This window comes from Vibrio sp. YYF0003, assembly GCF_036350715.1.
GTDB lineage: Bacteria > Pseudomonadota > Gammaproteobacteria > Enterobacterales > Vibrionaceae > Vibrio > Vibrio natriegens.
The window spans coordinates 1-25680 of the sequence record NZ_JAZDWA010000016.1 but is presented as its reverse complement, the minus strand read 5'-3'; the positions used below and the strand labels follow the sequence as shown (position 1 = coordinate 25680).

At 46.1% G+C, this 25680-nt stretch carries 23 protein-coding genes and 1 riboswitch; of the genes, 10 read left to right on the top strand and 13 right to left on the bottom strand.

Translation table 11 applies throughout. The features are described from left to right. Positions 1-7: 7 nt before the first annotated feature. Positions 8-1843, bottom strand: coding sequence for an ATP-dependent DNA helicase RecQ (gene recQ / locus V1U08_RS22605; RefSeq protein ID WP_118119634.1), 1836 nt, complete (start codon positions 1841-1843; stop codon positions 8-10). Positions 1844-2016: 173 nt separating this feature from the next. Here recQ and rarD point away from each other — a divergent pair, with 173 nt between their 5' ends. The 4 genes from rarD to ggt all read left to right on the top strand — a co-directional run bounded on the left by rarD (position 2017) and on the right by ggt (position 6429). Further along, positions 2017-2931 (top strand): EamA family transporter RarD, encoded by a 915-nt coding sequence (gene rarD, locus V1U08_RS22600; protein WP_330471457.1) that lies wholly within the window; start codon positions 2017-2019, stop codon positions 2929-2931. A gap of 73 nt (positions 2932-3004) precedes the next feature. Next, the gene (locus tag V1U08_RS22595; protein WP_239951857.1) at positions 3005-3802 is read left to right on the top strand and encodes an AraC family transcriptional regulator; all 798 of its coding nucleotides are present in this window, start codon (positions 3005-3007) and stop codon (positions 3800-3802) included. Between the two features lie 91 nt (positions 3803-3893). Next, positions 3894-4553 carry a LysE family translocator gene (locus tag V1U08_RS22590; RefSeq protein WP_330471456.1) on the top strand — a complete coding sequence of 220 codons (660 nt, stop codon included), beginning with the start codon at positions 3894-3896 and terminating at the stop codon, positions 4551-4553. Between the two features lie 109 nt (positions 4554-4662). Then, entirely contained in the window at positions 4663-6429 is a 1767-nt protein-coding gene (ggt, locus tag V1U08_RS22585; RefSeq protein ID WP_330471455.1) for a gamma-glutamyltransferase, read from the top strand. 680 nt (positions 6430-7109) lie between these two features. Here the strand turns inward: ggt and uvrD are convergent. Beyond that, on the bottom strand, positions 7110-9284 hold the full coding sequence (uvrD, locus tag V1U08_RS22580) for a DNA helicase II (protein WP_330471454.1): 2175 nt from the start codon (positions 9282-9284) through the stop codon (positions 7110-7112). 280 nt (positions 9285-9564) lie between these two features. On the opposite strand from uvrD, the gene V1U08_RS22575 reads away from it, so the two are divergent. The 4 genes from V1U08_RS22575 (at position 9565) to V1U08_RS22560 (ending at position 12001) form a co-directional block, all read left to right on the top strand. Then, positions 9565-9825: a BufA1 family periplasmic bufferin-type metallophore gene (locus V1U08_RS22575; protein WP_065303023.1), complete on the top strand. Its 261-nt coding sequence runs from the start codon at positions 9565-9567 to the stop codon at positions 9823-9825. Between the two features lie 85 nt (positions 9826-9910). Further along, a complete protein-coding gene (gene bufB / locus V1U08_RS22570; protein WP_443089738.1) occupies positions 9911-10783 on the top strand; it encodes an MNIO family bufferin maturase in 873 nt (290 codons plus the stop codon). After that, positions 10780-11535 carry an HvfC/BufC N-terminal domain-containing protein gene (locus V1U08_RS22565; RefSeq protein WP_330471453.1) on the top strand — a complete coding sequence of 252 codons (756 nt, stop codon included), beginning with the start codon at positions 10780-10782 and terminating at the stop codon, positions 11533-11535. Before bufB ends, V1U08_RS22565 begins: the two co-directional genes overlap by 4 nt. A gap of 10 nt (positions 11536-11545) precedes the next feature. Beyond that, positions 11546-12001 (top strand): DoxX family protein, encoded by a 456-nt coding sequence (locus tag V1U08_RS22560; RefSeq protein ID WP_014233363.1) that lies wholly within the window; start codon positions 11546-11548, stop codon positions 11999-12001. A gap of 27 nt (positions 12002-12028) precedes the next feature. Here V1U08_RS22560 and tsrA read toward each other — a convergent pair whose 3' ends face one another. Together tsrA and V1U08_RS22550 are read right to left on the bottom strand one after the other, a co-directional pair. Continuing rightward, positions 12029-12313, bottom strand: coding sequence for an H-NS-like global regulator TsrA (gene tsrA, locus V1U08_RS22555; protein ID WP_014233364.1), 285 nt, complete (start codon positions 12311-12313; stop codon positions 12029-12031). Positions 12314-12404: 91 nt separating this feature from the next. Continuing rightward, positions 12405-13598, bottom strand: a complete 1194-nt coding sequence (locus tag V1U08_RS22550) for a multidrug effflux MFS transporter (protein ID WP_330471452.1) — start codon at positions 13596-13598, stop codon at positions 12405-12407. Positions 13599-13704: 106 nt separating this feature from the next. On the opposite strand from V1U08_RS22550, the gene V1U08_RS22545 reads away from it, so the two are divergent. Then, positions 13705-14646: a LysR family transcriptional regulator gene (locus V1U08_RS22545; protein ID WP_065303027.1), complete on the top strand. Its 942-nt coding sequence runs from the start codon at positions 13705-13707 to the stop codon at positions 14644-14646. Positions 14647-14834: 188 nt separating this feature from the next. Continuing rightward, positions 14835-16625 carry an aminopeptidase P family protein gene (locus tag V1U08_RS22540; RefSeq protein ID WP_330471451.1) on the top strand — a complete coding sequence of 597 codons (1791 nt, stop codon included), beginning with the start codon at positions 14835-14837 and terminating at the stop codon, positions 16623-16625. Between the two features lie 158 nt (positions 16626-16783). Here V1U08_RS22540 and thiH read toward each other — a convergent pair whose 3' ends face one another. From thiH to V1U08_RS22495, 9 genes are all read right to left on the bottom strand, one after another. Then, entirely contained in the window at positions 16784-17911 is a 1128-nt protein-coding gene (thiH, locus tag V1U08_RS22535; RefSeq protein ID WP_014233368.1) for a 2-iminoacetate synthase ThiH, read from the bottom strand. A 15-nt stretch (positions 17912-17926) separates the two neighbouring features. Beyond that, positions 17927-18694, bottom strand: a complete 768-nt coding sequence (locus V1U08_RS22530) for a thiazole synthase (protein WP_014233369.1) — start codon at positions 18692-18694, stop codon at positions 17927-17929. 5 nt (positions 18695-18699) lie between these two features. Beyond that, positions 18700-18963 carry a sulfur carrier protein ThiS gene (gene thiS / locus V1U08_RS22525; protein ID WP_014233370.1) on the bottom strand — a complete coding sequence of 88 codons (264 nt, stop codon included), beginning with the start codon at positions 18961-18963 and terminating at the stop codon, positions 18700-18702. A 19-nt stretch (positions 18964-18982) separates the two neighbouring features. Then, positions 18983-19759: a HesA/MoeB/ThiF family protein gene (locus V1U08_RS22520; protein ID WP_330471460.1), complete on the bottom strand. Its 777-nt coding sequence runs from the start codon at positions 19757-19759 to the stop codon at positions 18983-18985. Beyond that, entirely contained in the window at positions 19749-21074 is a 1326-nt protein-coding gene (locus V1U08_RS22515) for a thiamine phosphate synthase (protein ID WP_065297552.1), read from the bottom strand. Before V1U08_RS22515 ends, V1U08_RS22520 begins: the two co-directional genes overlap by 11 nt. Further along, positions 21074-23014 (bottom strand): phosphomethylpyrimidine synthase ThiC, encoded by a 1941-nt coding sequence (thiC, locus tag V1U08_RS22510; RefSeq protein WP_020333407.1) that lies wholly within the window; start codon positions 23012-23014, stop codon positions 21074-21076. Before thiC ends, V1U08_RS22515 begins: the two co-directional genes overlap by 1 nt. Positions 23015-23164: 150 nt before the next feature. Continuing rightward, a riboswitch (TPP riboswitch) is annotated at positions 23165-23263 on the bottom strand. Positions 23264-23441: 178 nt separating this feature from the next. Further along, positions 23442-23828, bottom strand: coding sequence for a fluoride efflux transporter CrcB (crcB, locus tag V1U08_RS22505; protein ID WP_330471450.1), 387 nt, complete (start codon positions 23826-23828; stop codon positions 23442-23444). Positions 23829-23966: 138 nt separating this feature from the next. Continuing rightward, complete coding sequence (locus V1U08_RS22500; RefSeq protein ID WP_330471449.1) at positions 23967-25346, bottom strand: multicopper oxidase family protein; 1380 nt, start codon at positions 25344-25346, stop codon at positions 23967-23969. A gap of 108 nt (positions 25347-25454) precedes the next feature. Further along, positions 25455-25680: hypothetical protein (locus tag V1U08_RS22495; protein ID WP_330471448.1), on the bottom strand; the 226-nt coding region annotated here is incomplete at its 5' end.

The following is a 25680-nucleotide window of genomic DNA, read 5'->3' as shown; positions in this document are numbered from 1 at the left end:
AATATCCTTAACCGTGATGGGTAATATGTTCTTGAATAAGATCTAAGAATGGATCGGCGTATTTCTCAAGTTTACGTTGACCCACCCCGCTGACTGCAAGCATTTCGCCATAAGAGGTTGGCAGAATCTCCGCCATATCAATCAGTGTCGCATCACTGAAGACCACATAAGGTGGTAAGCCATCTTCATCCGCAATCGACTTACGCAGTTTACGCAGTTTGGCAAACAGCTTCTTATCGTAGTTTTTACTGGTCAGTTTATCCGACTTAGCCGCTCGTGCTGCGGTATCCAGACGTGGTACCGCGAGCTCCAGTGCCACATCGCCACGCAGTAATGGACGCGCTTCTTCCGTAAGCTGCAATGTTGAGTTGCGGGTAATGTTCTGGAACAACAAACCTTTATGGATTAACTGGCGGAAGATACTTACCCAATAATCATGGCTGTGGTCACGGCCGATCCCATAAGTGGAGATTTTATCGTGGCCATTTTCACGCACGCGGATATTTTGCATACCGCGCAGTACTTCCACGACATAACCCATGCCAAAGCTTTGGTTCACACGATAGACACAAGACAGCGCTTTACGTGCTTCTTCGGTAGCGTCGAAGTGTTTCGGTGGATCGAGGCAGATATCGCAGTTACCACATGGTTTCTCACGATATTCGCCAAAATAGTTGAGCAGAACCTGACGGCGACAAGTCTGAGCTTCAGCAAATGCACTCATCGCATTCAGCTTATGGCTTTCTACCTGCTTCTGCGGACCATCGTCTTTTTCATCCAGCATACGTCTCAGCCAGCTGATGTCGGCTGGGTCAAAAAGCATCATCGCTTCTGCTGGTAAACCATCTCGTCCAGCTCGGCCTGTTTCCTGATAGTAGGACTCGATATTGCGCGGAATATCAAAATGCACCACGAAGCGCACGTTAGGTTTATTGATGCCCATACCAAAAGCGACGGTCGCTACTACGATCTGGATATCGTCACGCTGAAACGCTTCCTGAACATAAGCGCGTTCATCAGTATCCATGCCAGCATGATAACCTGCTGCGCGAATATGGTTGTTGCACAGTTTCTCTGTCACCATTTCCACTTTCTTGCGGCTACCACAATAAATAATGCCGCAGTTCCCTTTCTGGGTTTCCAAATAGCGGATAATCTGAGAAACAGGCTTGTGTTTTTCCACCAGATTATAGCGAATGTTTGGGCGGTCAAAGCTGCCGAGATAAACCTGCGGGTCGTTCAGTCTTAAACGCTCTAAGATATCCCGACGGGTGGCATCATCAGCGGTCGCCGTTAACGCCATAAATGGAACATGAGAAAAGTGCTGTTTAAGCTGGCCCAGTGACGCGTATTCCGGACGAAAATCATGTCCCCACTGCGAGATACAGTGCGCCTCGTCAACCGCAATCATCGCCAGAGGAAGACTTTCAAGGCGTTCAATAAAATCACGCATCAAGACCCGCTCTGGAGAAACATAAATCAGCTTCAGCTGCCCGTTGTGCATACGGTTATATACGCTCAGCAGTTCTTCTCTGTTCATAGTCGAATTCACGCATTCCGCCGCGACACCGTTGGCTTTTAGCTGGTCCACCTGATCTTTCATCAAAGAAATCAGCGGAGAGATAACCAAGGTGATCCCGTTTCGTACCAGCGCGGGAATTTGATAGCAGAGAGATTTACCACCGCCGGTAGGCATGATCACCAAGCTGTCTTGTCCATCAATAGCAGCATCGATAACTTCTTGCTGACCATCGCGGAATTTTTGATAACCGAAGACGTCCTCCAACACACGTTGAGGCGTTACAGGCGAGTCTGAAGGTTCGGCTAACAAGGTCGAGGTCATGAATAGTCTCAGATTGGGTGATCATAGGAATGCTTTTGTATGCCACCAGCATACAAAATGAGGGCACATTGTAATGGGGTTTCATGGTGAATAAAACCGCAAATTACTAGGTGTTTGCCAACACGACTCGTATACTGCTCGTCCGCTCTATAAACACAATTAGGTGACACGTCATGATACAAGAAGAACAGCAACGTGCACGGCAAGGCGTCCTGCTTGCAATTGGCGCTTACACGATGTGGGGTATCGCCCCAATATACTTTAAATCAATTACTGATGTATCAGCTTTAGAAATCCTCAGCCACCGCGTGATTTGGTCTTTCTTTTTGCTTGCTGCACTCCTCCACTTTGGCCGTCATTGGCGCTCGGTTAGCGATATCATCAGAAACAAAACCAAGATGCTGTATCTGGTTTCTACCGCGATTTTAGTCGGGGCTAACTGGCTGATTTTCATTTGGGCGGTCAACGCCAATCACATGCTTGATGCCAGTTTAGGTTATTACATTAACCCTCTGCTAAACGTGCTGCTTGGAATGATATTCCTCGGAGAGAGGCTACGTAAACTACAGTGGTTCGCTGTCGTACTTGCGGCCTGCGGTGTCCTGGTACAACTCGTTGTATTTGGTTCGGTACCTATTGTTGCTATGGCGTTAGCAACGAGCTTCGGTATTTATGGCTTACTGCGCAAAAAAGTCAGCGTTGAAGCGCAAACCGGGTTATTCATCGAAACACTCGTCATGCTGCCTGCAGCCGCGATTTATTTGTTCTTTATCGCAAACTCGCCGACTTCGAATATGGCAGAGAACCCGTGGCAGTTAAATACATTGCTGATTGCAGCAGGCGTAGTGACTACACTGCCACTACTCTGCTTTACGGGCGCAGCGACTCGATTGAAACTCTCTACACTGGGCTTCTTCCAGTATATTGGGCCAAGTCTGATGTTCTTGCTCGCGGTCTTGATTTACGGTGAAGCCTTCACCATGGATAAAGCGATTACATTTGCCTTTATCTGGGGAGCATTAGTAGTGTTTAGCTTTGATGGACTGCGTAGCAGTCGCCGTTCCCGCAGGGCAATTCAAGCTCAGTGATCGTTTTTTACAAGACAAGTCACCAATTCATAGATAAGCTTGGTCATTATATGACCAAGCTTTTTTGTATGTAATGGAACAGATTCAATACTACGCAACCGACCATGACCAACTAAGTCTGATTGAGGCGAAATACCAGAAATTTGCTTTTCAAAAGCACTACCATCTGGATTTTCACCTTGGTCTGATCACGCATGGCGAGCAGAAGTTCCATTATCAGGGCAGTCACCACCAAGTCGGGCACGGACAAATCGTGATTATGCCGCCCGATGAGCTGCACGATGGTCAATCGAGACTTGCTGACGGTTATGAAGTGAATGTCTTCTCGATCGAACCGCACCTATTTAGTGATCTGGCCGATCTTAAACAAAACGGTCAAATAATCAGCTTTAATGAGCTGATCATCTCCGATCCACAGATATTTTCACAACTTAGTAACTTACACCGCCATCTTCGACGCAATAATCTCAGTCGGTTAACCAAAGATTGTCTTCCATTTGAGGGATTTAACCTGCTTTTTGATCGCTATGGATCACTTGCCAGGAAAAGGGTCATCCCCCTCGGAAAACAGTCGCTCAACACCTTAAAAGATTACTTAATGGCAAATCTCGATCAGTCCGTTCGTTTAGAGTCGTTATCTGAACTCTGCCAGCTAAGCCCTACCCAGTTTCAACGCCACTTTAAAGCCCAAACAGGGATGACGCCCTACGCCTGGTTTGCACGGCTTCGTCTCGAGCAAGGAATGAAACTGCTTCAGTCAGGACAATGCGGAACCGAAGTCGCACATCAAATTGGCTTTTACGATCAGGCCCATTTCAGTAAAGCCTTTAAGCAGACTTACGGCGTTTCTCCATCGCAAGTAACACGCTAGTCCCTTTCAGACATTTACTGTCAGTTTTTTACAAGCGCGACATGCCGGTGTCGGAGAGAATAAACCTCTTCATTATGTTTTGAGATGTCTTATGAATGAATCAACCATCCTGCTGACTCTGGCCAGCATTCACTTTATTGCTTTAATGAGTCCCGGCCCCGATTTCGCGTTAGTCGTACAAAACGCCACTCGTCATGGACGCCAGACTGGTTTATACATCGCGCTTGGATTGTCCTTCGGTATTTTGCTCCACTCTTTTTTCAGCCTGACCGGTGTGAGCTACCTAGTACATCAACACCCAACGCTTTACTCCGTTCTGCAATTAATCGGTGGCAGTTATTTACTTTATTTAGGTATTGGCGCACTGCGAGCCGTGATCGCGATGATCCAAAATCCACAATCAGATCAGTCAAATCAAGCCAACAATCTGGTGATCAGTAATAAACGTCAGGCACTCACTAAAGGCTTTGCGACCAACATTCTGAATCCAAAAGCCTTAGTATTTTTCGTCAGCTTAATGTCGAGTTTGGTTCCTGCTGGCATGTCTGTTACTGGAAAAGGTATCGCTTTAGTGATTCTATTTGGTTTATCACTGCTTTGGTTTTCCAGCCTGGCCTGGATGCTCTCTACACAAAGATTGCAGCGACGATTACAACAAGCCGGTATTTACATCGATGGTTTATGCGGTGTGGTGTTCACGCTAGTCGGTGGCAGCATCTTACTGCAAACCATCCGTACCTTTTCGGTGTAACTGGCTGATTTAAAAGCGTCGCACAACCGACATTTCTAAGACCGCTTACTCGACGATCCTCTCCATGGCTGCCAAGCTGGATATTCAACTGGTAACATGGAGAGTCATCATGCAATGGACGTTTAATCGGCTCGTCACTACGGGTCTTTTCCTTACTTCCACCTTAACTCTGACGAGCCAAGCCCTCGCCAATCAAGCCACTGACGCGATAGCACCTGAGCAAAGTACTGGCGTCGAGCAAAAGCAGCTGAAAAAAGCCAAAAACTACATGGTGACGGCCGCAAACCCGATTGCGACTCAAGCAGGCGCCGACGTAATTGAACAAGGTGGTAATGCGATAGATGCGATGGTGGCCGTTCAATTGATGCTTGGTTTAGTGGAGCCTCAATCTTCAGGTATCGGAGGCGGTGCATTCTTGGTGTATTGGGATAACGATAAGCAAAAGCTCACCACTTTTGATGGCCGAGAAACCGCCCCACTGGCTGCTACCCCACAATTGTTTCTGGACGACAACGGCCAGCCACTGCAATTTTACGATGCCGTTGTCGGCGGCCGCTCTGTCGGCACACCAGGTACCGTCAAGCTGTTGTGGGATACGCATCAAAAGTACGGCAAGCTAGAATGGAAAAAGATCATTCAACCCATTATCAAGCTTGCTGAACAAGGATTTAGCATCAGTCCCCGACTTGCAAGCCTGATAGAAGGCGACGCTGAGCGTCTATCACGATTCCCTGCGACCAAAGCTTATTTCTTTAATCCAGATGGTACACCTAAATCGGCGGGAACAACCCTTAAAAACCCTCAATACGCGCAAACTTTAACCGCAATTGCAGAGAAAGGCGCTGTGGCCTTTTACCAGGGTGATATCGCCCAGGACATCATCGATACGGTCCAAAATGCGCCAGGTAATCCGGGAGTGCTCGCACAGTCAGACTTTAATGCCTACCAAATCAAGCAACGCGAACCAGTATGTGTGGCTTATCAAAGCTATGATGTCTGCGGTATGGGGCCACCAAGCTCCGGCGCATTAACGGTAGGACAAATTCTGGCAATCAGTGAGCATTACGATCTTAAAGGCTGGGGCGCAGAAAGTGCCAAATCCTGGCAAGTCATTGCGGATGCGTCTCGCCTCGCCTTCGCGGATCGTGGCAAATACATGGCAGACCAGGACTATGTACCCATGCCAACCGCGGGACTATTGGATGCCGACTACCTCAAGGAGCGAGCTAGCTTGATAGAAGTTGGTAAAGCACTGCCAGAAGCCTCTGCCGGAAACCCTCCATGGTCTCATGCAATGAATCTCAGCATGGATGAATCGATAGAGCTTCCGTCCACCAGCCATTTCAATATCGTCGACAAAAAGGGCAATGTGGTATCCATGACCACAACGATTGAAAACGCTTTTGGCTCGCGGTTAATGGTTCGTGGCTTTTTACTCAACAACGAATTGACCGACTTCTCTTTCCGAACTCATCAAGATGGAACTCCGATAGCTAACCGCTTAGAGCCAGGTAAACGTCCGCGTTCCTCTATGGCTCCAACGATCATGCTCAAAGACGATAAACCTTATATGGCCATTGGTTCGCCGGGAGGCAGCCGCATTATTGGTTACGTCGCTCAAACCATTATTGCTCATACTCAGTGGGATATGGATATCCAGCAAGCTATCAATCAACCAAGGCTATTAAACCGCTTTGGCACATTGGATATAGAGCAAGGTACTGCGGCCACCCGCTTACAACCAGAGTTAGAAAAGATTGGCTTTACTACAGAAATTCGTGATCTGAATTCTGGTTTACACGCCATTCGAATCACCTCAGATGGCCTGGAAGGTGCAGCCGATCCACGCCGAGAAGGAATCGCGATCGGCAACTAGGCGTCTTTGGCCCACCCCTTTGTGCGAGATCTCGCACAAAGGGTTAGGTAAAACACGCTTTTTTAGTAGAAAAAGTACCCTACAAAATGCATAAGACATTGAATAATAAGAAAAGTGCTATTTTAAGCTGCATTAAAACCATAAAAATGTGAATTTCCACCATTGCCGAGAGGCATGAAAAACGTAATATTAAACCTGTCGGAAGGATGCTGACACGGAACAGGAATTACCAAGGATTTGGTAGACTTCAGGATGAAGAAACGGTTATTCAGGATGAATAGTCGGGCATGGAATGCAAAACTGGACATTGAACGGAATCAATAGTGACTAGGATGGTTGCTACTAAGGACGGGAAATGGACACCTCTGGACGAGGCAGGGATTGAACATCAGGATGATGTCAGGGACACCGCTCAGGGAACAAGTGATGAGAGCTAACGAGGATTGTTAGCAGACCAGGATAAGGTCAAGGACACCGCTAGGAAGGCGACGAAAGGAATAAGCTGAAGGAATCAGCACACTATCATGGATTTGATGCATGGAGCACTTTTAGTAGCTGGATTGCTGCGAGTAAGACTATAACCCCGACGGGCGCAAGCCCTCGGGGTTTTTCTTTTTAAAAGCGCCAGAAATAACAAGAGCCACCGAAGCAGCTCTTATATTCACTTTTCCTTGTAGGCCTTACAGCTTCTCAAGTCTTGCGTAAGCAGTCACTAACCATTTAATCCCTTCACCATTAAAGGCAATTTGCACGCGGCTTTGTGGGCCACTACCTTCAAAGTTAATAATGGTCCCTTCGCCAAACTTAGGGTGCATCACGCGTGAGCCTAACGCAAAACCGGTCTCGTTAAAGTTCTCTTTTACCGTGGTTTGGCTAAAGCGACCACTACTTGCCGGGCGGCTGACTTGCGCTTTCATGCGTACTTCATTCAGACAACCTTCAGGCAGCTCGCGAATAAAACGTGATGGTTTGTGATACTTATCCTGACCATACAAACGACGCATTTCTGCATAAGTGATGTAGAGTTTTTGCATCGCACGCGTCATACCGACATAACAAAGGCGACGTTCTTCTTCTAAACGCCCGGCCTCTTCAGCAGACATCTGGCTTGGGAACATGCCTTCTTCGACACCCACCATGAACACTAATGGGAACTCCAGACCTTTCGCACTGTGCAGAGTCATCAATTGAACCGCATCTTCGAACTCGTCTGCCTGGCCTTCACCCGCTTCCAGAGCCGCATGAGTCAGGAATGCGGTAAGCAGAGACATTTCTTCTGCTTCTTCAGGTTTCTCAAACTGACGCGTTGCGGTTACCAATTCTTCCAAGTTCTCAATACGCGCTTTGGACTTCTCGCCCTTCTCTTGCTCGTACATTGCAAATAAGCCGGAATACTTGATCACATGGTCAGTTTGCTCGTGCAGAGGCTTCTCCAGAGTATCGTCTTCCAGCGCGGTAACGAGCTCAATAAAACGGCTTAATGCGCCCGCAGCACGACCAGCAAGTACCTGCTCATCCAGCATCGCAATACTGGCTTCCCACATAGTGCAACCACGATCACGAGCCGCACGGCGAATCGTCTCAAGTGTTTTATCACCTAAACCACGTGTTGGGGTGTTTACCACACGCTCAAACGCCGCATCATCATTACGGTTGGCAATCAGACGCAGGTAGCTTAGGGCGTCTTTGATTTCCTGACGTTCGAAGAATCGCATACCACCATAAATACGGTATGGAAGACCCGCTTGAATCAACGCTTCTTCCAGTACACGAGACTGGGCGTTATTACGGTAGAGCATTGCGGCATCATTAAGGACACCGCCCTTGTCTTGCCACTCTTTAATTTTGGTAACGGCAAAACGGGCTTCGTCCAACTCGTTGTAAGCACTGTAGACCGAGATTGGCTCACCAACGACACCATCGGTCCAAAGCTCTTTACCCATACGCTCAGTATTATTGGCAATAAGCGTGTTCGATGCTTCCAGAATCGTTTTGGTCGAGCGGTAGTTTTGCTCCAGACGAATCGTGCTAACACTTGGGAACTCAAGAGTAAATTTCTCAATGTTCTCCACTTTCGCACCACGCCAGCCATAAATGGACTGGTCATCATCACCCACAATCATCACATGACACTCAGGCCCTGCCATCATACGCAGCCAAGCGTATTGGATGTTGTTGGTATCCTGAAATTCGTCGACCAGAATATGTTTAAAGCGCGCTTGGTAATGCTCGCGGACAAACTTGTTATCGCGCAGTAGCTCATGAGCGCGAAGCAAAATTTCCGCAAAGTCGACCAGACCAGCGCGATCACACGCTTCCTGATAAGCGGTATATAACTGTAAGTAAGTTTTGGTGACCGGATCGTGGTACGCATCAATGTGCGCCGGGCGAAGACCTTCATCTTTTTTACCGTTAATCCACCAAGCAACCTGACGCGCAGGCCACTGCTTTTCATCCAGATTTTGTGCTTTGATCAGGCGTTTAAGTAGTCGCTGTTGATCGTCGCTATCGATGATTTGAAAATCTTCCGGTAGCTTGGCATCAAGATAGTGCGCGCGCAGAATACGATGACAAATACCATGGAAAGTACCATTCCACATGCCAGATGCGCTGCCCATCATTAACTCTTCAATACGACCACGCATTTCCGCTGCCGCTTTGTTAGTAAAAGTTACTGACATAATTGAAAACGGAGAAGCTTGTTCGACAGACATCAGCCAGGCGATTCGGTGAACAAGAACACGAGTCTTACCACTCCCTGCACCAGCAAGGACGAGCAAGTTTTCTAGAGGTGCTGCAACGGCTTCACGCTGTTTATCGTTCAAACCGTCGAGTAATAGAGATGGATCCATCATGATGAGCTACTGGTTATTTATACATAAAAACCGATTATAACCTAAACAGCTGGGCGCTGTTTAGACAAAACTTGAGAAAAAACTCGCTGTTTTTTTACTCACCTCTTCAGTCGCTTATATCAAAAGAGCAACCAAAATAGAGACTAATGGCAAATTTCACTGAAAGTTTTTACCTCTCCTTCCTATCTCATAAATTAAGCAAGTGGACAAATACTGAACAACATGGTGTCGCTTCTTCTTGCGAAATGGAAGTAAAGGAAACTACTCAGAGGAAATTATTATGAAAAATTCGAATCTTGCTATTACCGCTGCCGTTACGGGTCTAATCGCACTAGGCGGTACAATGCTGACTGCAACATCTGCCGTCGCAGCTGAACAAGAAAAGTGTTATGGCGTAGCCAAGGCAGGTAAGAACGACTGTGCAACCAAAAGCAGCTCTTGTGCCGGCACCTCTAAACAAGACAGTCAAAAAGATGCCTTCGTGGTTGTGCCAAAAGGTTTATGTGACAAATTGGCGGGCGGTAGCACTTCTTCATCTTAATTGTCCCCATGATGCTCATCAGGGTGTGTGAAAGCTCTATCCACACGCCCTTTTTCTCCAGAACTCGTTGGAAAAGGAGTTTCACGTGAAACATCAAGCTTTGCAAAACCTCGTTGGGGTTGGATTACGCATGCCTCACCTAGATTATTTCAGTCACAACCAGTCAGACTTGTCATGGCTAGAGGTTCACAGCGAGAACTACTTTCAACCCAACTCGGCCGAAAGAATTCAGCTGCAAGCGCTTCGTAACCATTATCAAATTAGCTGCCATGGTGTTGGCTTGTCACTGGGTTCGGTAGCACGAGTCAGTCAGGAGCATCTCGCTCAGCTAAAAAGCCTTGTCGATGTGATTGATCCGATGTTTGTTTCTGACCACTTAAGCTGGAGTGAGCATGGAGGTCACTACTTTAACGACCTGCTACCCTTGCCATATACCGAAGAAGCTCTGAACGTGTTCACGCGAAACGTACAAGAAGTACAGGACTATCTGCAACGTGAAATCTTAATCGAGAACCCATCAAGTTATGTGAAATTTCAGCATTCCACCATTAGTGAGTGGGAGTTTTTAGCTGAAGTTCAGCAACGTACAGACTGCCGATTATTACTTGATCTAAACAATGTCTACGTTTCGGCATTCAATCATGGTTTTGATTGCGACACTTATTTAGCAGGGATCCCTGCTGACAAAGTCGATGAAATTCACCTCGCCGGGTTTACTATCAAAAAATTGGAAAAAGGTGAGATTTGGATTGATACCCATAGCCGTCCGGTCAGCGAAGAAGTATGGCAACTCTATCGCCGTTGGATCAAACAGCATGGCCCTCGACAGACTTTAATTGAGTGGGATCTTGATATTCCCGCACCTGAAGTGTTGCTAGCAGAAGCCGATAAAGCCAAGCGTGTTCTTTCAAAATACCAAACCTTTTCCGCTTTAGAATCTGCGAGGAAAGCATCATGAACCTTGCTACCTTACAAAGCCAGTTCGCTAAAGCACTTCACTATCAAACATCGGGAGAAGACTGCGATATCACCGCTGATCAATTCAGCGCAGATGAACGCATACAGATTTATCGCAACAACTTCATCATTAGCTTAAGTGAAGTTTTGTCGGCAACTTACCCTATGGTTGAAGCATTAGTGGGTGAAGCGTGTTTTACACAAATAGCTAGGCAACATGTGCTGAGCCATCCATTGACCGAAGGTCACGTTACTCACTATGGCAAAGGCTTTCATAAAACCATTAAGCAGTTTGACCAAGTCATGTCGCATGCGCCCTATTGCGCCGAAGTCGCCCGATTTGAATGGTGTCTCGATATGACAAGACAAACTCACTGCAACGCAAGAACGACAGAGAATCTGATTCCCCTGGCCGACCTTGCTCATGTAAATGAATCACAACAGCCCAATTTAGTCTTCCACCTGAGAGCTGGCTGCTCTGGCTTTGATTCCAATTATGCCGTGTTTGATTTGTTCCATGCGATTCAAAGCCAACAACTTGAACAACTCAATATCAATCAACCCCAGCAAGGAGTGATGGCTTATCAACGCGACCAAGTCGTCTGTTATAAGCTGACTCCTCAGGCATTTCGCGTTCTATGTGCTCTAGAGAACAAGCTTTCGTTGAGTGAAATGCCAAAAGTAATGCTAGACGAGCTTAACCACATCACCGCTCTTGGCCTGATTGACGCCTTTACCATAAAAGAGATGTAAGGAGTCCACGATGACAGAAAATGTAAAAAACTTAGTTGGACGATATGATCAGTGGATTCATACCCTACAAACTGCGCTTATACCTTTGCTGCTACTTTTCTGCCGTTTATGGGTCGCTTGGGTGTTTCTGAATTCAGGCTTAGTCAAAATCACCTCCTGGGATAGCACACTATACTTATTCGAGCTGGAATATCAGGTGCCGTTATTACCTTGGGAGTTAGCTGCTTATCTAGGGACGGCAGCTGAGTTAACGCTGCCGCTGTTCGTCGCTCTGGGGTTTATGACTCGCCCAATGGCTGCGATTTTATTTCTCTTTAATATTGTCGCCGTAGTGTCCTATCCGTTACTTTGGGAAAAAGGGTTCTACGACCATCAGCTTTGGGGGCTGATGATATTGATGCTCATCGTATGGGGCGCAGGTCCGCTTTCTCTGGATCAGGCTTTGAAAAATAAATTGATGAAATAAAAAAATCCCCGCAGTAGCGGGGATTTTTTATTGTTTGTTTAGGTAAGCTAACAACTCATCAGCAGAGATACCCTTCTGAGCGATATCTTTCGCTAAAAGCTCTACTTGCTCGCCTTTACGTGACTCAATCACTTGCTGGAATTGGTATACAATATCACGCAGGATTGGCAGTGGTACTTGTTTTGCCGCACTACGAATGCGCTCGGAGCTTTGATTGCCCAGCTCATTAAGCAACTTACCAAACATCACCTTTTCTGGTGATTCTTCCATTTGCTCTAAAATACGAGCCATTTCATACGTAGTTAACGACATTACTTTTTGAATTCCATTATGGTGTCAGGAAAAGTGTGAACGACAAATATACACTCGATCCTCATATTGGAAAATACTAAATTACACAGTTTTACGCTTTCGCGAAGCTTGAATGCCAATTCTTACCTGCTTTGGTAAACAATATGACAAGTGCAGGTAGCATTATCCACATTTGAAGTGCAATTAGTGTTTGCGGATCTAATGATAAACGCTGCAGCGTACCAACCAATAAACCAGAGCCACTCATTTGGAACAATCCAAGTAACGCTGCCGCCGTACCCGCTTTATCACCGAACGGTTCTAGCGCCTTACCCGCCGCTCCGCCAAGAATGAGAGCGAAACCGATAGAAGACATAAAGATTGGCAGCATAAAAGAGAACGCGGTGTTCTGACCATTCATCAGCATCATAACCACACCAGCCAGACCTAAGGTCGAAATACCCACAACCAGCGTGTTATGCGTACCAAAACGATCCATAAACTTAGGTGCGAGCATACACGCAGCGATGTTGATTACTGCGTTCACGCCAAACCAGAATGTAAACTCATTCATCGATAGACCCATTCCGGTCATCAGTACTGACGGGGCAGAGGTCACATAGGCAAGGATTACCGCCATTGCCATCAAACACAACGATGCGTGGAAAATGAAAGACGGCGTACTGAGCACAGCCCAGTAACGACTGAGTTTGAATACCGCTTGTTTTTCTGTCGCTGGATTGGTTTCCTTCATCATAAAGAACATCAACGCACCAGAAACCACCGCGAAACAAGCCATAAAACTGAAATTCGCTCGCCAGTCAAATTGCTGCGTCAACCAGCTACCCAGGATAGGAGCCAAAGCCGGGATAAAGCAGATAGCACCATTAAGGTAGCTAATCATCTTGCCACTTTTTTCCGGGCCAAAGATATCGCGAACTGTTGCAAAGGCTGCCACTGATGTCGCACATGCGCCTAAGCCTTGTAGCAGTCGGGACATCAACATCCACTCAATATTTTGAGCACTCCACGCCAATAAAGCACTCATTGCGTAAATGGTGATACCACCCAATGCAACAGTTCGACGTCCGAGTTTGTCTGCTAGCGGGCCGGCAAAAAGCTGACCGACCCCCATAGCAAACAAAAACCAAGTGATCGTGTCTTGTGCTAGCGCATTATCTACCTGAAACGTGGAAGCGATAAGAGGTAAAGCAGGAAGATAAATATCTATCGCAAGCGGGCTAAAAAGTACCAAAAGGGTCAATAACGCCATCTGCATTTTACTGTTAGAACTATGGCTAGACACACTACACTCCAAATTGAACAAGAACTATTTGTGAAGCTTAATCATCTGATGATATGAATGGAAATGATGTATACTCATGACCATTATTCCTTTAAGGAAAATCATAATGAATATAGAGAAATTGGCACGTATTGATCTGAATCTGCTGGTTTGTTTTAAAGTTCTGATGGAAGAGCTCAACGTGACCCGAGCCGCACATCGACTTTGCCTTAGCCAATCAGCGGTAAGTAAATCACTCGCCAAACTGCGCACTCAGTTTGACGACCCTTTGTTTACTCGTAATTCACATGGACTGACCCCCACGCCTCGTTCTCTATTCCTAAAACCGAAACTCGATCTGTTGATTAACCAGCTGGAAGTACTAACGCAGCCTGAAGAGTTTTCTCCACAAAGCAGTGAGTACCGCTTTCAAATCGCAGCGGTGGAAAGCGTTTACCCTTTAATATTGCCTCATTTTTTACCCGCAATCTTTCAGCAGGCACCCGGCGTGACCATCAGCACCCATCCGTGGTCGGATAACACGTTTAAAATGCTACAACGCGGCGAGTTGGATTTGGGTTTAACTGGGAAAGACATCGACATTAACGATGCCAAACTTACCCTACTGCCACCGGATGATATTTGTGAGCAGGAAATCTATCGCGATCATCAAATGTGCATTATCCGTAAGAACCATCCCGCACTAAACAAAAATTGGAACCTTGAGTCTTACCTATCTCTTCGCCATGTTCAGGTGCGTTGCGACGGTAATGATCGCTGGCTACTGGATTATCGCCTCGCCGATATTGGCGCAGAACGGGACATCGCGGTCACAGTTCCAGATTTCAATAGTGCCGCAAGTTTGTGTTCTTATACCGACTTTATCTTCACAGCACCAAGTCACTTTGTACAGCTGGCAGCTAAGCAACTCGACTTAGCCGTTCTGCCATTGCCACTCGAATTTCCGCCCATGGCATATACTTTGTTCTGGCATAGAGATAGAGAAAACGACCCGGCACTGAACTGGTTACGCACGATGATCACGCAAAAAACCGATCACCTTAGATAAAAACTCGGACTCAATTTGCGCTTAACGGTTAAAATGAGTAGCTTAACAGTCGATAGTCCTTTTTGGCTCATCTAGGCCTGTTGTACCCAGGATTAAACTTAAGAATGTTTAATTCGATACTGCACTAAGCAGAAGGAAGCAGCTCCCAAATTGAGCATGAAGGAGCCGTAATTGAAGGAATAACACAGATGCATAACGATACTCAAAGCCGCGTGAACGCGATTCGCGAATGGCTTGCTCAACACAATATTGATGCCCTACTCATCCCACACGAAGACGAGTATTTGGGTGAATACGTTCCGGCTCATAACGAACGCCTACATTGGCTAACCGGATTTACTGGTTCAGCCGGAGCAGCTGTCATTACGAAAGATAGAGCAGCTATGTTTGTTGATGGCCGCTATACCGTTCAAGTCACCAAACAAGTGCCTGCAGAACTATTTGAATACCGCCACCTGATTGAAGAGCCAGCGCTTGATTGGATCAAAGACAATCTTGCAGCGGGTGCATCAGTAGCGATTGACCCACGTATGCATAGCTCTGCATGGCTAGATACGGCGCAGGCGAAGCTTGCCGGTAAGTTTGAGCTTAATATGCTAACCAGTAACCCGATTGATGAATTGTGGCATGATCGCCCAGCTCCAGTGGTTTCTGATGTTCGCCTGATGCCAACGGAAGCGGTTGGTCAATCTAGCGAAAGTAAACGTCAGGAGATCGCTCAGCTAATCAAAAATGCTGGCGCTGACAGTGCAGTCATCACCGCGCTTGATTCTATCTGTTGGCTATTGAACATTCGTGGCTTAGATGTATCTCGCCTACCCGTACTTCTGTCCCATGCTCTTCTTCATGCGGATTCCACCGTGGAATACTTCCTTGACCCAGCTCGACTGCCAGATGAATTTGAAGCACACGTAGGTACTGGTGTCACCGTTCATCATCCAGAAGCACTTCAGTCTCGTCTTGAAGCAATGACTGGCAAAAAGGTATTAGTCGATCCAGCAATCAGCAATGCATGGTTTAAGCTGGTTCTACAGAATTCCGGCGCATCGGTTATCGGGGCGGCAGATCCATGTCTAATGCCGAAAGCAGCGAAGAACGCGGTTGAAATTGCGGGTATGAAAGCGTGTCACGTACGCGATGGCGTTGCGATGAGTAAGTTCCTATGTTGGTTAGATGCAGAAGTAGCGGCTGGTAATCTTCATGATGAAGCAACACTCGCAGACACATTAGAAGCATTCCGTAAAGAAGACCCAACATTGATGGACCTAAGCTTCGATACGATCTCAGCAGCCGGTGGTAACGCCGCAATGTGTCACTACAACCATGAGAACCAGCCAGAGCCAGGTAAGCTAGAAATGAATACACTTTATCTGGTTGACTCTGGCGGTCAGTACTTAGATGGCACAACCGACATCACGCGTACCATTGCGATTGGCCAACCATCAGAAGAAATGATCAAGCAATTCACTCTGGCGTTAAAAGGTCATATTGGTGTTGCTCGTGCACGTTTCCCGAAAGGGACTTGTGGCTACCAGATCGATACATTGGCTCGCCAACACCTATGGGCAGAAGGTTACGATTACGACCACGGTACTGGCCATGGTGTCGGTCACTTCCTGAGTGTACATGAAGGTCCTGCAAGCATTTCTAAAAGACAAATCAATGTACCGCTAACAGAAGGTATGGTGCTATCCAATGAGCCTGGTTATTACCGCGCTGACGCATTCGGTATCCGTATCGAAAACTTAGAGCTCGTGGTGGAAAAACAAACTAACGGTGACTTCCCTGTTCTGTCATTCGAGTCTCTGACTCGTTGCCCAATCGACAAACGTAACATCAACGTGGATATGCTGACTCGTCCAGAACTGGCATGGTTGAATGATTACCACCAAAAAGTCTGGGAGCAAATCAGCCCTCTTGTCGAAGGCGATGTAAAAGACTGGCTACGCGAAGCTACTCTGCCTTTGACACATTCGTAATAAATACGCTCAAACGTCTCTATGATGCAAAATCAAAAGGCTCTCCAAATGGAGAGCCTTTTTTAAAGGTCGCCAGATAAAGTTCAATGCTTCGTTTAATTATCATCTATCCACTCACGATGTTTCACGTGAAACACTCACCATCTGGAACACCTAAATTATCCTGAATAAACAGAGTGCCAATCTCGCCATACTGGATCGAAACCTTTTGCTCTGATCATATCTTCTACTGAAGCTGCACTTCTTTCATCGCTGATTTCGAACTGTTCGAGTTCTACTTCTTCTGTCGCATAACCACCAGGCTGAGTTTTAGAAGCCGCGGACATACTAGTAATCCCAAGAGGCAAAACATTATCACGGAACTTTGGTGATTCACGTGTCGACAACGAAAGCTCTACTTCGGGGTTAAACAGTCGGTATGCACAAATCAGTTGGACTAACTGTTTATCTGTCATCACTGATTTTGGTTGCAAGCCACTGGTCGGCGCATTGCCTGCACAGGGACGGAGTCGAGGGAACGAAATTGAGTAACGTGATTGCCAATAAGTACGCTCAAGGTAATCAAGATGAGCCGCAGCAAAAAAACAATCCGTTCGCCACTCTTCTAACCCGATAAGCGCGCCAATACCTATTTTGTCGATTCCCGCCCTAGCTAACCGATCTGGTGTTTCTAAGCGGTATCGGAAGTCCATTTTGTTTCCGCGCAGGTGATGCTCCGCGTAGGTCGATGGATGATAGGTTTCTTGATAAACCATCACGGCATCCAAACCCAGCGATTTAAGCTCGGCATATTCATCCTGATCCAGCGGCTGTACTTCCATCGCCAAATAGTTAAAGCGCTGTTTTATCATCGGCACCATTTCGCGAAAGTACTTCATTCCTACTTTGGTTTCATGCTCGCCGGTTACCAGCAAGACACTGTCGAATTTCATTCGCTTGATAGCTTCAATTTCCGCCGCCACTTCTTCTTTGTTTAGCGTTCTACGCTTAATGCGATTTTCCATAGAGAAACCACAATAAGTGCAAGCATTGGCACAAAGGTTAGAAAGGTACAATGGAATATAAAGCGACATGGTATTGCCGAAGCGCTTACGTGTCAGAGAATAAGAAAGCTTCGCCATCTGCTCAAGATACGGTTCTGCAGCGGGAGAAATGAGCGCTTTGAAATCTTCCAAATCTCGCTTGGGTTTTGCCAGCGCCCTTTCCACATCCTTGGCCGTTTTGGCGTATATCGACATAGAAATATCATCCCAGTTGAACTGCTTAAAGTGGTCATAAAAGCTCATGTTAAGACCTCTCTTTTACAGATCATCAAGAAAAGCCGTTAGCGGGCTTGAAGCAACTGCATGAGAAACCTGCCCTGCAAGACCTGCTTCATAAGCCATCCGACCCGACTCTACTGCCATCTTAAATGCTTTTGCCATAGCAACTGGATCGCTTGCTGCGGCGATCGCTGTATTGACCAGTACTGCATCCGCACCCATTTCCATCGCACGTGCAGCATGTGAAGGTGCACCAATTCCAGCATCAACCACGACAGGCACATTTGCCTGATCGATAATGATTTCTAGAAAGTCATGAGAAACAATGCCCTTGTTCGAACCGATCGGTGCACCTAACGGCATAACAGCTGCACAGCCAACTTCTTCTAGTCGTTTACACAACACAGGGTCGGCATGGCAATATGGCAAAACAATAAAGCCTTCTCGAACCAGTTGTTCTGCAGCAGCTAAAGTTTCAATCGGATCAGGCATTAAATATTTCGGGTCAGGGTGAATCTCGAGTTTGACCCAATTGGTTCCTAACGCTTCACGCGCGAGCTGAGCGGCAAAAACTGCATCTTTAGCATTTTTGGCACCCGAAGTGTTCGGTAACAAATTCACGCCAGCATGAATTAAAGGCTGCAAAATATCATCTTGCTGGTCATTTACGTCTACACGCTTAAGTGCCATCGTTGCAAGTTGAGAGCCTGAAACCTGAATTGCTTCAGCCATAAGAGCGCTATTGGAAAACTTGCCCGTTCCCGTGAACAAGCGAGATTGAAATTCTTTATCACCAATTTTCAGCATCGACATTATCCCCCTGCGATGGCTTGAAACAGAGAGATACTATCTCCCTCTGACAGTACCGTGCTTGCCCATTCGCTACGCGGTACAACTTGATTATTTATGGCAAAAACACAGCCTACGTCTGGTAGAGAAAACTGTGTGATGATTTGCTGTAAGTTAGCGTTTAACGCGACCTGCTGAGGTTGGTCATTAATAGTGATGATGACCAACTTATCTTTTCCACTTGTGGCGTCGTTCAATTCAGTGATCGAATGATTTGGTGGTGTCATTTGTGACTCTTCTCCTAACTCAGTGCTGTGGCTCGTTCGCGTTTCTACAAACCTGGCATTCTTGGTCTTTGTTGATCACCATGGTTTGCCAAGTCATGCGTGCACCATCAAACAGGTGCAAGTGACCACTAGCCACATGAAACTTACCTGTCGCCAGCTTTTGAATAGCGGCTAAGGCCTGGTAGTTTCCTAGTGTTCCAACCACAGGACCGACAACCCCCATTTCGCTGCACTTCATGCCTTGCTTCAAGTCATCAAATGGATACAGGCAACGGTAACACCCCGAACTCTGTTGTTCCGATGAGTAATCAAATACAGCAAACTGACCCTGCCAACCAATAGCAGCGGCAGATATCAAAGGCGTATTTTGCTGAAAACAGACTTGATTAATCAGCTGCCGAGTTGGCATGTTGTCACTACAGTCGAGTACAACATCGGCAAGCATCACTTCCAATTGCAACTGAGATTTATCGAGACGTTTCGGAATAGTTCTAACTTTAACCAGTGTATTGAGGGCACCTAACTGTTGAGCAGTAGCTTCAGTTTTCATCCTGTTGATATCATGCTCTCGATAAACAACCTGTCGTTGTAAGTTGCTACTATCGACATGGTCATCATCAACAACAACCAACTTACCCACCCCAGCGGCTGACAAATACAAACCCGCGGCGCTTCCTAGTCCGCCACAGCCAATGATCAAAACATGTGATTTGGTTAGTTGAGCTTGTCCCAGTTCCCCGATTTCAGGTAGCGCAATTTGACGCTGATAGCGAATGAACTCTTTATCAGTAAGCACTTTCATTCTCCACTACCTGCAATGGCTGAGCGCTACCCATCAATTGATTGAAAAACTCAATCACCGATTTTGGCGACTCAGACAACGTTATGGCTCTAACCACAGCTAAACTGGATACACCGCATCGCCAAACAAGCTCTGCATTTGATTGATCAATACCGCCAATAGCGACAGTTGGATAGCCAACTTGCTTTCCATATGGAATGCTGTCTATCAGCTTTTGATACAAAGCTAAACGAATCAAACCTTGTGGCTTTGATGGCATTTGCTTAGTCGTGGTCGGAAAGATATGACCTAGCGCGATATAGCTTGGATTGATTTGGACAATTCGCAGCAGCTCATAGTAACCATGCGTTGACAGTCCTAAATGAATCCCCGCTTCACTCAACTGAATCAAGTTAGATTCTTCGATATCTTCCTGACCAAGGTGCACACCAAACGCGCCGTGCTGAATAGCAAGCTGCCAATAGTCATTAATAAAGACCTGCGCATCATATTGACGTCCTAGTTCAATAGCGCGAATAATCTGTTCTTCGAGATCAGACTGGTCAGGATTTTTGATACGCAGCTGGATGGTCTTAATACCCAACGGCAGAAGCCGCTCTATCCAACTGACGTCATCAACAACGGGATAAAGCCCTAAGCTCTCTTTATCAAGGCAGGGAAAACTGACCGCCTCGCTTTGCGATGACCAACCAACTTGAATACCCAAGCGAGCGTCTTCTAGAATCGGAGTCGGAAAATCAGTAAAGTGAGATGCCCACTCGTGAAGCGTGCATGTTTCACCGTTAAACAGTGTTTCACGTGAAACATTCGTCATTGCACGAGCTAATGTCAAAGCGTCTTCAATTGGAAATTCGAGAGCCAACAGCGTCACTGTCCAAGCTAAGTGATGCTCTGCTTGGAAGGTGTTTGATGCTGACAAGTTCGCTGACAACGCTCTTACTTCATCAGTAATTGGATGACGCCAGATATCTAACAGAGCGGTGTTGCCATCGCTGTTTGGCGTTGGAGAAGTATCCGCAATACCAATAAAAATAGCCGAGGAACTTTGCTGACTCGTTTCCTTCAAAGGTAAATTCGATTGGTAATAAAGCGTAAAATCACCAGTTAAAGCTTCATCGAATCCATCAACTAGATCCGTGCCCACGCTCAGTGTTTTATTTGGGTCGAGAACAAGCTGAATTAAATGAGTTGGGCTAATGCCCAACTCAAGTTTTTCAGTACTAAAACCCTGTTCTTTCGCCAATAATAAACTTTGCTGAACGAAACCCGTTAGCTCTATTAATGGTGACGGAATAAGGATTTTAGTCATTACTCATCCACCTCAGCGTGTACAGCTGGGTGATAAAGTTCTGACCCTGTGGCGCGAAACTCTTCTGACTTTTGACGCATGCCTTCTAACGGATCATCCAGCATTTTGATAGAAATCGCCTGATCAGCAGCAACTTGCTCGGTGTCTTTCGCGTACTCTCTTACTTCCTGAGAAATCTTCATCGAGCAGAATTTAGGACCACACATTGAACAGAAGTGAGCCACTTTCCCAGACTCTTGAGGCAGTGTTTCGTCATGGAAAGAACGCGCGGTATCAGGGTCCAATGACAAGTTAAATTGGTCTTCCCAACGGAATTCAAAACGTGCTTTAGATAGCGCATTATCACGGACCTGTGCACCTGGATGCCCTTTTGCCAAGTCAGCAGCATGTGCAGCCAGCTTGTAGGTGATCATGCCAGTCTTCACATCTTCCTTGTTTGGCAGACCTAAGTGTTCCTTAGGTGTGACATAACACAACATTGCACAGCCATACCAACCAATCATCGCCGCACCAATACCGGAAGTAATGTGGTCGTAGCCCGGTGCAATATCAGTAGTTAGCGGGCCTAAGGTGTAGAACGGTGCTTCATGACAATGTTCCAGTTGCTGATCCATGTTCTCTTTGATCATGTGCATTGGGATATGTCCTGGGCCTTCGATGATCACCTGAACGTCATACTCCCAGGCAATCTTAGTCAACTCACCAAGGGTTCTTAATTCAGCGAACTGTGCTTCATCATTAGCGTCTGCGACTGAACCAGGACGTAGGCCATCACCCAACGAAAGTGCAACGTCATACTTCGCACAGATTTCACAGATTTCGCGGAAGTGTGTGTATAGGAAGCTTTCCTGATGATGCGCTAAACACCATTTAGCGATGATTGAACCACCACGAGAAACGATGCCAGTAACACGTTTAGCCGTCATCGGAACATAACGGAGTAACAAGCCTGCGTGAATAGTAAAGTAATCCACGCCTTGCTCTGCCTGCTCGATTAAGGTGTCACGCATCACTTCCCAGTTTAGGTTTTCCGCAATACCATTTACTTTTTCTAGCGCCTGATACATTGGAACAGTACCAATTGGCACCGGGCTATTACGTAAAATCCATTCACGGGTTTCGTGGATGTTGCGCCCGGTAGAGAGATCCATAACGGTATCCCCACCCCAACGCGTGGCCCATACGAGTTTTTCTACTTCTTCTTCGATCGAAGATGTCACTGACGAGTTGCCAATGTTCGCGTTCACTTTGACTAAGAAGTTACGTCCGATAATCATTGGTTCTGATTCTGGGTGGTTGATATTTGATGGAATGATGGCACGACCTTCTGCCACTTCTTTGCGGACAAACTCAGCAGTAATATCTTTTGGTAGATTGGCTCCAAAGTTTTGACCTGGGTGCTGCTGGTTTAGCACTTCATCACGATACTTAGCGCGCCCCATGTTTTCACGTAGAGCGATGAACTCCATTTCAGGCGTAATAATCCCTTTACGTGCGTAGTGAAGCTGAGTAACACAGTGCCCTTCTTTAGCACGTCGAATATGAGGCAGATTGCCGTAACGCAGCTCGTCCAACGTTTCATCTTCCAAGCGCTCTTTTGCGTAAACAGAGCTGACATCTTGAAGAACTTCGGTGTCGTTTCGTTCTTCAATCCAGCCCTCTCTAAGCTTCGGTAAGCCATTGTAAAGGTCGATAGAGTGATTTGGGTCAGTGTATACACCAGAGGTGTCATAAACACGTACTGATTCGTTTGGCTCGAAAACAGGAGCCTCTTTGGTACCACCGATAAGGCTGTCAGCTAAAGAGATCTCACGCATCGGGACGCGGATATCCGGGCGTGAACCTTCTACGTAGACTTTGTTTGAATTTGGGTACGGCTGTACCGAGAGAGTTTCAATAAACTGTTTTGCTTCCAGTCTCGCTTGCTTGCGATTCGACATAGCATTTTTCCTTGCTTGTTATTTTTAATAAAAAGTATTGGGATAAAAATGCTTGGCGGATAGATGCGACAAGAGGGGTCGAATAAAGAACTGACAGAGCTCTAAAACAACATTCGACGTTTTGATAGGTTAGCCAGATTAGATCTGGTGTAGGTATCTTCTCCTGTTCCCTTCGCTGGTACTAACCAGATCAGGTTCAACGGATCCCGAATTAACGGTCTCAGCCTTATGGCACTCCGACAAGTAAATCGATTATAGAGAAAGGAAATTAGTTAACCAAGTATAAAAGTCGTATTTTTAATCAATTTTATGTATCTCAAGTACCAAAAGGTGACATATACTGGATTTAAATAGAGACAGGTTTGAATTAACTACAAGGCAGGAAAAGACCCAGGAGAGCAGAAACTCACCTGGGATGATTGGAAAATTACTTAGGTATAATCAACCAATGGTACGCGAACCATGCTGCAGAAATGCTTAACAGCACATTTAGTAGCACGTTAAATCCCATTTTAAAAAATGCGCCTTGTTGCATCAGTAACACGTTATCCATGGAGAAAGTAGAAAACGTAGTTAATGCGCCAAGAAAACCTAACCCAATAATTTGGCGCCATGGATATGGAGCTAACCACTCATTTTCTACCGCGGCAATAAGCAGCCCCATAATAAATGAACCGGCGATATTAACGGTTAGCGTACCGTATGGGAAAGAGCGACCAAAAAGTGTCACACAATATTCAGATACTAGATAACGTGAACAAGCTCCTATCGCTCCACCGATTGCGATAAGCCCTAAAATTGCGAATTGTCCCATGGCCCCTCCAAATATAATTTCAACTATTGTACTTATTTATTAGGCACAATTGGGACAAAACGAGTGAAAATAATGTTCTCAAAATACGCAACTTAGGCTTCAACAATTTGCATTTATAAAAAAGTTACAGGAGTCACTTTATGCAACTTCAATAAAACCCATCAATCCGGTTTTCATGTGTTCTATCACATGACAGTGATACATCCACTGACCAGGGTTATCTGCGACAAAAGCAGCTTTTGCTGATCCATTTTTACCTAATAAAACCGTGTCGGTATGAAATGGTTTTTCGACGGGCTTTCCATCAAGCTCCAATACGGTAAACGTATGACCGTGCAAGTGAATCGGATGATGGTATTGAGTGACATTACGTAAATTAAAAATGTAAGTTTTACCCAACTCCAATTTTGCGAGGGGCTCTGGAATACTTTCAGCACTCATGCCCTCCCAAGCCCTTTTATTCGTTAACCAAAATTTAGGTACCGCTTGTCCCGAGCTATCTGCAGGTGTGACCGCACCTTCCCACTCAAACACGAAGTCAATCAATTCAGCATTATCTAAATCAACAGTGGGAACAGGATTTAATGGTAAAGCGGGAATACTTTGGTTTTCAGCCAAGCTAGATTTCTGGCATTTAAAATCACATAGTGGGAATGGAAACTTTCCTTTCATCTGACGAACACTTACAAGGTTACCCGCAGGAGGAGCAATGAAGGCGACATCAAGCCGCATACCCGGGCCAATCTTATGCTGAGTTAGCTTATAAGGCGTTTTAATCGGATTTCCGTCAATAGCAACGACCCAGGCATCAACCCCTTCGACAGCGATTGGATAAGTAATGGTGTTATCTACATTAGCTATGCGCAACCGTACTGTTGCGTTTTCCTTAAGGCTATAGGTTGGATTATGTTGGCCGTTCACTGTCCCCCACTCACCTGGAGTACCCATACGCGCACTATAGCGAGGGATCATCAAATCTTTCCACTGACCACTTTTACTCAGGTGCCAGTGTTTAAGTGCCAGCTCGTGCTCTTCATCAAACTCAACGGGTTGTGCTTCTTCCACCACAATCAGGCCAACAAGCCCCATTCCTAGCTGCTTTACGCTATTCATATGTGGGTGATACCAAAAAGTACCAGCGTCGGGCGGAGTAAATTCATAGACGAAAGTTTCACCGGGCATGATTGGTTTCTGACTTAGAAAAGGTACGCCATCCATACCTATTGGGATACGCAGACCATGCCAATGAATCGTTGTTGGTTCATCAAGCTTGTTGGTAAACCGGATAGTAACCTTCTCGCCTTGGCGACAACGTATTGTTGGAGCAGGGATAGAGCCATTAAAACCGAGTACTGGTGTCTGATGTCCAGGAACCAATTCAGCATTTGCTGGTTCAGCAGTAAGCTCATAAACATAGCCTTGGCCGCTGACCGACTTCTTAAGAGAGCATGCAGGCAAAAGAGCTGACATACCCAAAATAGAGCTCATTGAAAGAAAGCGACGGCGAGTTAGTTCCATTTCTACTCCAACTAAAACAGTATAGTGAAGGGGTAATAAAACGTATTCTCACCATAATGTAAATATAAGAGGTCAGATAAAAGCAACGTCAAAGCGTTTATCGTTAATTTACTTTATAACAGTACTATTTCTGCTATTGCGCTCTGCTATATGCAAAGCAGAACCATACCAGCCATAAACATTGAATGATAATTGCAGGTTAAAATCGCCAAGTACAAACGCAAAAAAGCCCCAGTCTTTCGACTGAGGCTTTAAACATGGCAGGGGTGGAGAGATTCGAACTCCCAACACGCGGATTTGGAATCCGCTGCTCTGCCAATTGGAGCTACACCCC